Below are 6,970 nucleotides of genomic sequence, written 5' to 3'. Positions count from 1 at the left end.
CGCCGGGGCACGCGGCCGAGCAGCCGGTAGGCGGCCGGCAGGTCGCAGGTGAGGACGATGGCGTCACACGGGATCCGGTCGCCGTCGGCGGTGAGCGCGGCGGTGACGCGGCGGCCGCGGCGTTCGAGCGAGGTGACGCGCGTGTCGTAGCGGAACTCCACACCGGCGTCGGCGGCCGCGCCGGCGATGGCGTCGGGGAGCGCCCGCATGCCACCGCGGGGGAAGAACACGCCGCCGACGGTGTCCATGTAGGCGATGACCGCGTACAGGGCGAGCGCCCGGCGCGGGGACAGCCCGGCGTACAGCGCCTGGAAGGTGAAGACGCGCCGCAGCCGTTCGTCGCGCAGGAACCGGCCGACGGCGTTCTCCCAGCGGCCGAAGCCGCCGAGCGCCGCGAGCCGGGCCAGCCGCGGCGTGAGCAGGCCGAGCGGCGAGTCGACGTTCGCCGCGATGAAGCCGGCGTACTCGACCTCGTACAGCCGGGTCAGCCAGGCGCGCAGCCGCGCGTAACCCGCCGCCTCACGGGGCCCGGCGAACGCCCGGACCGCCTCGGTCATCGCTTCGGCGCCGGTGTGCACGTCGAGCGACGCGCCGTCGGCGAAGAACGTCCGGTACGCCGGGTCGAGGCGGACGAGGGGCAGCCGTTCGTCCATCGAGGCGCCGGTGGCCTCCAGCGTGTCGCGCACGCTGTCGGGCATCGTGAGCACGGTGGGCCCGGTGTCGAGCCGATGACCGCCGACGTCGAGACGGCCCTCCCGGCCGCCGGGTACCCCGTCGCGTTCGAGCACCGTCACGGTGCGACCGCGCCCGCACAGGTGCGAGGCGGCGGCCAGCCCGGCCAGCCCGGCGCCGACGACGACCACATGGTCGGTCCGGCCCGGCACGATCGAACAGCGTGTCATGTCGCATCGCTTACCCCCCGGGCCCACCCGGTAACGCGAAACCGCGCCCCCGGTATCCGGGGGTGACCGCGCGGCGGGTCACCAGCCGGTGACGCGTGGCCAGAAGGCCTCGATCGCGGGTGCCGGGTCCGTGCTCCCGGTGCCGCCGATGACGTGGTAGCCGTGATGCCGGGCCGCGGTGGCGCAGGCGTGGTCGGGCAGGACGCGCAGACGGGTGCCGATGGGCGACTCCGGCAGGTCGGCGCCGTCGCGGGCGGTGAGGGTGCCGTGTTCCCGGCTCGCGGCGGTCATGACGAGGCCCGGGATCGGCTCGCCCGTCAGGTCGGTGACCAGGCCGTAGCCCTGGTCCTGCGCCCGGGCCGCGGTACCGCGGTCGCGGGACATGGCCATCCAGCCGCCGTCGGTGACGATCCACCCGTACTCGGGGCGGTGGCCGATGACGGTCACGACGACCGACAGGGCGAGGTCCTCGATCTGGTCGAAGAAGACATGGTTCCCCGCGCGCGGTTCGGTGACCCCGGTGAGGTCTTCGGTGGCGTGGGCGGTGGGGGTGGAGCCCAGCCGCTCCTGCGGGTGTGGGCGAAGCAGGACTCGCCCGCGTGGGTCAGGACGCCGTCGAGACAGCCCGCGTCGTGCAGAACGCGGCCGATCTCGACGAGCGCGGGGGCGTCGGGCCGATCTCGATCTGGGTGGGAACGGCGACGCCGGCCTCCCGCGCGCCTTCGGCGACGCACGACGCCTGCTCCGTGCTGTCCAGCAGGACGCGCAGGGTGACGCCGCGGCGCGGCAGGGCGACCACGCGGGGGAGTTTGTGCGGGTCGATGCCGACCGCGGTGTAGCCGCCGTCGGCGAACGGGGTGTCCGGATCGGCCAGGGTCCGGGCGGTGGTGTTCACGGCGTACTCACAGGAGGCTCGCGGTCGGAGTCGGGCACGGACCATGAGACCAGGAGGCCTTCCGTCCGGTCGCCACCGCCCCGGCCCGGAGGGAGACCCGCTACGCCGGGCCGAAGACGTCCTCCAGGCGAGTGAGGGCGTCTTCGGCGTGGTGGCAGGCGGCCAGCCGCGCCCGCTCCGGTGCCTCGGACGGCCGGCGCAGCGACGGCACGTCGGTCCGGCAGTCGTCGCGGGCCATCCGGCACCGGGTGTGGAACCGGCACCCGGCCGGGGGACTGGTCGGCGACGGCGGGTCGCCGTCGAGCACGATCCGTGCCGCCATCCGCCCGCGCCGCGACCGGTCCACCACCGGCGAGGCGGACAGCAGCGCCTGGGTGTACGGATGGGCGGGCGCCTCGTACACGGTGGCGGTCGGTCCGATCTCGGCGATCCGCCCGAGGTACATCACCCCGACGCGGTCGGCCACGTGGCGGACCACCGACAGGTCGTGGGCGATGAACAGGAGCGTCACGCCGAGTCGCCGTTGCAGGTCGCGCAGGACGTTCACGACCTGCGCCTGCACCGAGACGTCGAGCGCGGAGACCGGTTCGTCGCACACCAGGACATCCGGCTCCAGCGCCAGCGCGCGGGCGATCCCGATCCGCTGCCGCTGCCCGCCGGAGAACTGGTGCGGATAGCGTTCCATCAGGCCGGGCGCCAGGCCGACCAGGGAGAGCAACTCGGCGACCCGGTCGCGTCGCGCGGCCCGCGTGCCCGTACGGGACGCGTTCAGCGGCTCGCCGACGATCTCCAGCACGGTCATCCGCGGATCCAACGAGGTGTAGGGGTCCTGGAAGACCATCTGCACGCCTCGCCGCAGCAGCCTCCGGTCGCCGCGACGGGCGGCGGTCACGTCGCGGCCGCGGTAGCCGATCGAGCCCGAGTCCGGCACCTCCAGGCCGACGAGCATCCGTGCGAGGGTCGACTTGCCGCAGCCGGACTCGCCGACGATGCCCAGCGACTCGCCGGCGCGCAGTGACAGGCTGATCCCGTCCACGCTGGACACGCGGGTGCGGCCCAGGCCGCCGCGCCCGGTGGTGAAGGTCTTCACCAGGTCACGAGCCTCCAGCACGACCTCCCCGGGCGCCGCCGTTCCGGCCGGCGGCGGTGTGCGGGGGCTACTCGTGGACGGCACCGACGACCTCCTGACCGCGGTGGCAGGCCGAGTCCCGCCCGCGTCGTATCTCGATGAGAGCCGGACGTGTCTTCCGGCAGTCCTCCACCACCCATGAGCAGCGGGGATGGAAGGCGCAGCCCGGCGGGACCCGCTCCGGGTTCGGCGGGGAGCCGGGGATGGTCACCAGGTCCCGGCCGAGGTCCTCCACCTGCGGTACCGAGGTCAGCAGCGCCTCGGTGTAGGGGTGCGCGGGCCGTGAGAGCAGGTCGTCACCGCTGCCGCGTTCGACGATCCGCCCGGCGTACATGACGGCGACCCGGTCGGCGACCTCGCTGACCACCCCGAGGTCGTGCGTGATGAGCAGGACCGCCATGTCCAGCTCGCGGCGCAGCCGGTCGAGCAGTTCGAGGATCTGCGCCTGCACGGTGACGTCGAGCGCGGTGGTCGGCTCGTCGGCGAGGAGCAGTTCCGGTTCGAGCGCGATCGCCATGCCGATGAGGATCCGCTGGCGCATCCCGCCGGAGAACTGGTGCGGGTAGTCCCCGACCCGCCGGGACGCCCCGGGGATGCCGACCATCGCGAGCAGCTCGACCGCGCGGGCGCGGGCGGCGCGCCGTGAGGTGCCGGTGTGGGCGCGGATCAGGTCACCGATCTGGTCACCCACCGAGAGCACCGGGTTCAGTGCCGACAGCGCGTCCTGGAAGACCATGCTCATCCGGTGTCCGCGGAGCCGGCGGCGCTCGTCGTCGCCCAGCGCCAGCAGATCGGTGTCGCCCAGCCGCATCTCGTCCGCGCTCGACCGCGCGTTGTCCGCGTCGAGACCCATGATCGAGCGCACGGTCACCGACTTGCCCGATCCGGACTCACCGAGCAGCGCCACGAGCTCGCCCGGCGCGACGTCGAGATCCACACCCCGGACCGAGGGGACCAGACCCCGCCGGGTCCGAAATTCGACGGACAGGCCGCGTACGCGCAACGCGGATCGCGCCGCCGTCGGTGAGGTCGACGTAACCGCCACGAAACCTCCTAGCGCCGGATGTAACAAGCTCAGACGTGTATTCAGCCGGAATGTTGCCGATACCTTGACACTCCCGCCGAAGTTTGGCAAGAGTATGCGGCCACACGGAACTCTCGGCTTTCGGACCCGAAGTAACAGCGATAACGGTCCGATGCGAGTCGGGAGGCGAGAGGAGAGCCAGTGCTCGAGCCCGCGAAGCGCTACACCGGTTACACCGCCTACGAGTACCTCGAGCGCGGCAAGGACTACCGGGACATCGCGTACGCCAAGCAGATCGGCCGGGTACCCCCGTACCAGGGCCTCGAGCTGTCCGACGCGCAGTTGGAACGCACCAAGCGCCTGTTGACCGACGAGGTCGTCATCTCGCTGCACGAGCACGTCCAGGTCTTCCCCGACGACATGTCCGACCTCCGCGAGCACATCCGGCAGGGCCGCGAGCCCACCGGCTACGAGGGCCTCTCCCGTTCGGGGATGACCGCCGTGTTCGACAACGGCATGGACGGCACGTGCTGCATCAGCAGCGACGCCGGCTGGAAGTACCAGGACGTCCTGTTCGACCTCGGCGTCCGGATGGCCGACCTCGCCCACCAGGACTTCGTGGTCAGGGGGGAGACGGTCAGGGACATCCACGACGCTCACGCGACCGGCCGCGTGGCGCACGTCTTCGGCCTCGAGGCCGCGACGATGATCGAGAACGAGGTCGACCGGCTCGACGTCCTGTACGGCTTCGGCGTCCGCCAGATGGGCATCGCCTACTCGGAGGCGAACACCCTCGGCAGCGGCCTGAAGGAACGCGGCGACGGCGGCCTGACCTTCTTCGGCGAGCGCGCGGTCGAGCGGATGAACAAGCTCGGCATCGCCATCGACGTCTCCCACTCCGGCGACCGGACCGCCATGGAGGTCATCGAGAAGTCCACCAAGCCGATCTTCATCACGCACTGCGGGTCACGCGAGGTCTGGCCGACCAACCGGATGAAGCCCGACGCGGTCATCAAGGCCTGCGCCGAGCGCGGCGGGGTCCTCGGACTGGAGGCGGCGCCGCACACGACGCTGTCCCACGACCATCCGCGCCACTCGCTGGAGTCGGTGATGGACCACTTCGTGCACTGCGTGGACCTCATCGGCATCGAACACGTCACCTTCGGGCCCGACACCCTCTTCGGCGACCACGTGGGCCTGCACGACGCGTTCTCGGCCAACCTGTCGATCGGGCAGGCGCACAGCGGCGTGGAGTTCCCGAAGGTGGAGTACGTCGACGGCCTGGAGAACCCGGCCGAGTGCTTCTACAACATCATCGGCTGGCTGGTCTCCCACGGCTACTCCGACGACGAGATCCGCGCCGTGGTCGGCGGCAACACGCTACGGGTGCTGGAAGAGGTGTGGGTGTGATGCGCCGGCGCACCGGACTCATGGCCGGCACGGCCGCGGTGGCCGTGCTGACCGGCGCGCTGGGCGCCTGCGCGCCCAGCAAGAAGGCGGCCGAGTCGGGCTCGGGAGCCCAGCTGCGGATCGCCACCACCACCGACGTGGTGAACTTCAACCCCCTCATCGGCAGCAGCCGGACCGACTACTGGCTGACCAACCTGATGTACCCCCACCTGCTGACGATCGGGAACGACGGCAGCAAGCAGCCCTCTCTCGCGACCAAGTGGGGGTACACCGACCCGACCACGGGCTTCTATGAGATCCGCGGCGACCTGAAGTGGAGCGACGGAACGCCGCTGACCGCCTCGGACGTCGCCTACACGCTCAACGCGGTGAAGAAGGACAAGCCTGCCGGCACGCTGTACGGGCAGCTCGCGAACTTCTCCTCGGCCAAGGCCGTGTCACCCACCCGGGTCGAGCTCAAGCTGTCCAAGCCGGACGCCACCGTCGTTCCGGAGGTCGGCTTCTGGGGCAACGTCGTCCCCGAGCACGTGTTCGGCAAGGCCGGCAGCGTCGCGAAGTTCGCCAACAACGCGAACTGGGTCAGCGCCGGGCCGTTCAAGCTGACCAAGGTGGCGAAGGGGCAGAGCTACACGCTGGAGCGGGTCACGCCGTACCCCTTGGCGCCGGGTGGCCGGCCCACGGTGAGCCAGGTGGTCTACAAGGTCTATCCGGACGTCAACACCGAGATCCTCGCGCTGAAGAACGGCGACGTGGACGCGATCGCCAACGCGCTGCCGCCCGCGCAGGTGGAGCCGCTCAAGAAGGCCGCCGGCATCACCGTCGAGGAGGTGCCGGGTCTGGGCTACTCGCACCTGGCGTACAACATGGCGAAGAAGCCCCTCGACAACGTCAAGGTGCGCCAGGCACTGGCCCACGCCGTCGACTACGACGCGATCCGCAAGGTCGTCCTGCAGGGCCAGGCGGTCTCCACGGGCAGCAGCCCGATCATGCCGGTGCTCAAGCAGTTCTACGACCCGTCGCTCCAGGAGTACATGTTCGATCCGGCGATGGCGCGCAAGCTGCTGCAGGACGCGGGATACACCGCGGACGGCAGCGGCAGGTTCCCGCTGTCGTTCCGGATGATCTACTCCCTGCAGGACCCGGTCACCGCGCAGTGGGCGACCATGGTCAGGGACGACGCGGCCAAGGCGGGGATCACCATCAAGCCGCAGGGCCTGGAGCGCAACACGTACCTGGCCAAGACGGACGCGGGTGACTTCGACATCTACGCCGGCAACTTCGCCATCATGGACGACCCGGCGACCAACATGACCCTGACCTACCTGCCGAAGGGCATCATCAACTACTCCCACGTCGACGCTCCCGACCTGTCGGCGCTGGTGACCAGGGCGCAGGCGACGACCGACGTGAACGAGCAGAAGAAGCTCGTCCAGGCCGCCGCCAAGCTGGTGCACGACCAGGTCTACGACAACGTGATGTACACGCAGAACCTCTACGTGGCGCACCGTACGAACTGGACCGGGTTCGTCGTCAAGCCGAGCGAGCTGCTGTCGATCGTCGATCCGCAGTCGCTGGCCAACGTCAAGCCGAACAGCTGACGAAGGGCCACC

Annotated in this window: 7 protein-coding genes; 2 read left to right on the top strand and 5 right to left on the bottom strand. The window is 70.9% G+C overall.

What is annotated here, in order from left to right:
* The 5 genes from crtI to ACFFNX_RS10875 form a co-directional block, all read right to left on the bottom strand.
* On the bottom strand, positions 1 to 902 hold a 902-nt coding region (gene crtI, locus ACFFNX_RS10895; protein ID WP_378198860.1), incomplete at its 3' end, for a phytoene desaturase family protein.
* Positions 903 to 980: 78 nt separating this feature from the next.
* On the bottom strand, positions 981 to 1,361 hold the full coding sequence (locus ACFFNX_RS10890) for a type III PLP-dependent enzyme domain-containing protein (protein ID WP_378198873.1): 381 nt from the start codon (positions 1,359 to 1,361) through the stop codon (positions 981 to 983).
* Positions 1,362 to 1,506: 145 nt separating this feature from the next.
* Positions 1,507 to 1,797, bottom strand: coding sequence for a hypothetical protein (locus tag ACFFNX_RS10885; RefSeq protein ID WP_378198857.1), 291 nt, complete (start codon positions 1,795 to 1,797; stop codon positions 1,507 to 1,509).
* 100 nt (positions 1,798 to 1,897) lie between these two features.
* Positions 1,898 to 2,971 (bottom strand): ABC transporter ATP-binding protein, encoded by a 1,074-nt coding sequence (locus ACFFNX_RS10880; RefSeq protein ID WP_378198854.1) that lies wholly within the window; start codon positions 2,969 to 2,971, stop codon positions 1,898 to 1,900.
* Positions 2,955 to 3,971 (bottom strand): ABC transporter ATP-binding protein, encoded by a 1,017-nt coding sequence (locus ACFFNX_RS10875; RefSeq protein WP_378198851.1) that lies wholly within the window; start codon positions 3,969 to 3,971, stop codon positions 2,955 to 2,957. Before ACFFNX_RS10875 ends, ACFFNX_RS10880 begins: the two co-directional genes overlap by 17 nt.
* Positions 3,972 to 4,151: 180 nt before the next feature.
* On the opposite strand from ACFFNX_RS10875, the gene ACFFNX_RS10870 reads away from it, so the two are divergent.
* Both ACFFNX_RS10870 and ACFFNX_RS10865 read left to right on the top strand, forming a co-directional pair.
* Positions 4,152 to 5,360, top strand: a complete 1,209-nt coding sequence (locus ACFFNX_RS10870; protein ID WP_378198848.1) for a dipeptidase — start codon at positions 4,152 to 4,154, stop codon at positions 5,358 to 5,360.
* On the top strand, positions 5,360 to 6,958 hold the full coding sequence (locus tag ACFFNX_RS10865) for an ABC transporter substrate-binding protein (RefSeq protein ID WP_378198845.1): 1,599 nt from the start codon (positions 5,360 to 5,362) through the stop codon (positions 6,956 to 6,958). Before ACFFNX_RS10870 ends, ACFFNX_RS10865 begins: the two co-directional genes overlap by 1 nt.
* Positions 6,959 to 6,970 lie beyond the last annotated feature (12 nt).

The sequence above is a fragment of the Actinoallomurus acaciae genome (genome assembly GCF_042429965.1).
In the GTDB taxonomy this organism is placed as follows: domain Bacteria; phylum Actinomycetota; class Actinomycetes; order Streptosporangiales; family Streptosporangiaceae; genus Actinoallomurus; species Actinoallomurus acaciae.
This window is presented reverse-complemented; position numbering and strand designations above follow the sequence as displayed.

Bases quoted from the DNA above. Each gene is read 5' to 3' on its own strand.
- ACFFNX_RS10865 (WP_378198845.1), top strand. From the start codon at position 5,360: ATGCGCCGGCGCACCGGACTCATGGCCGGCACGGCCGCGGTGGCCGTG.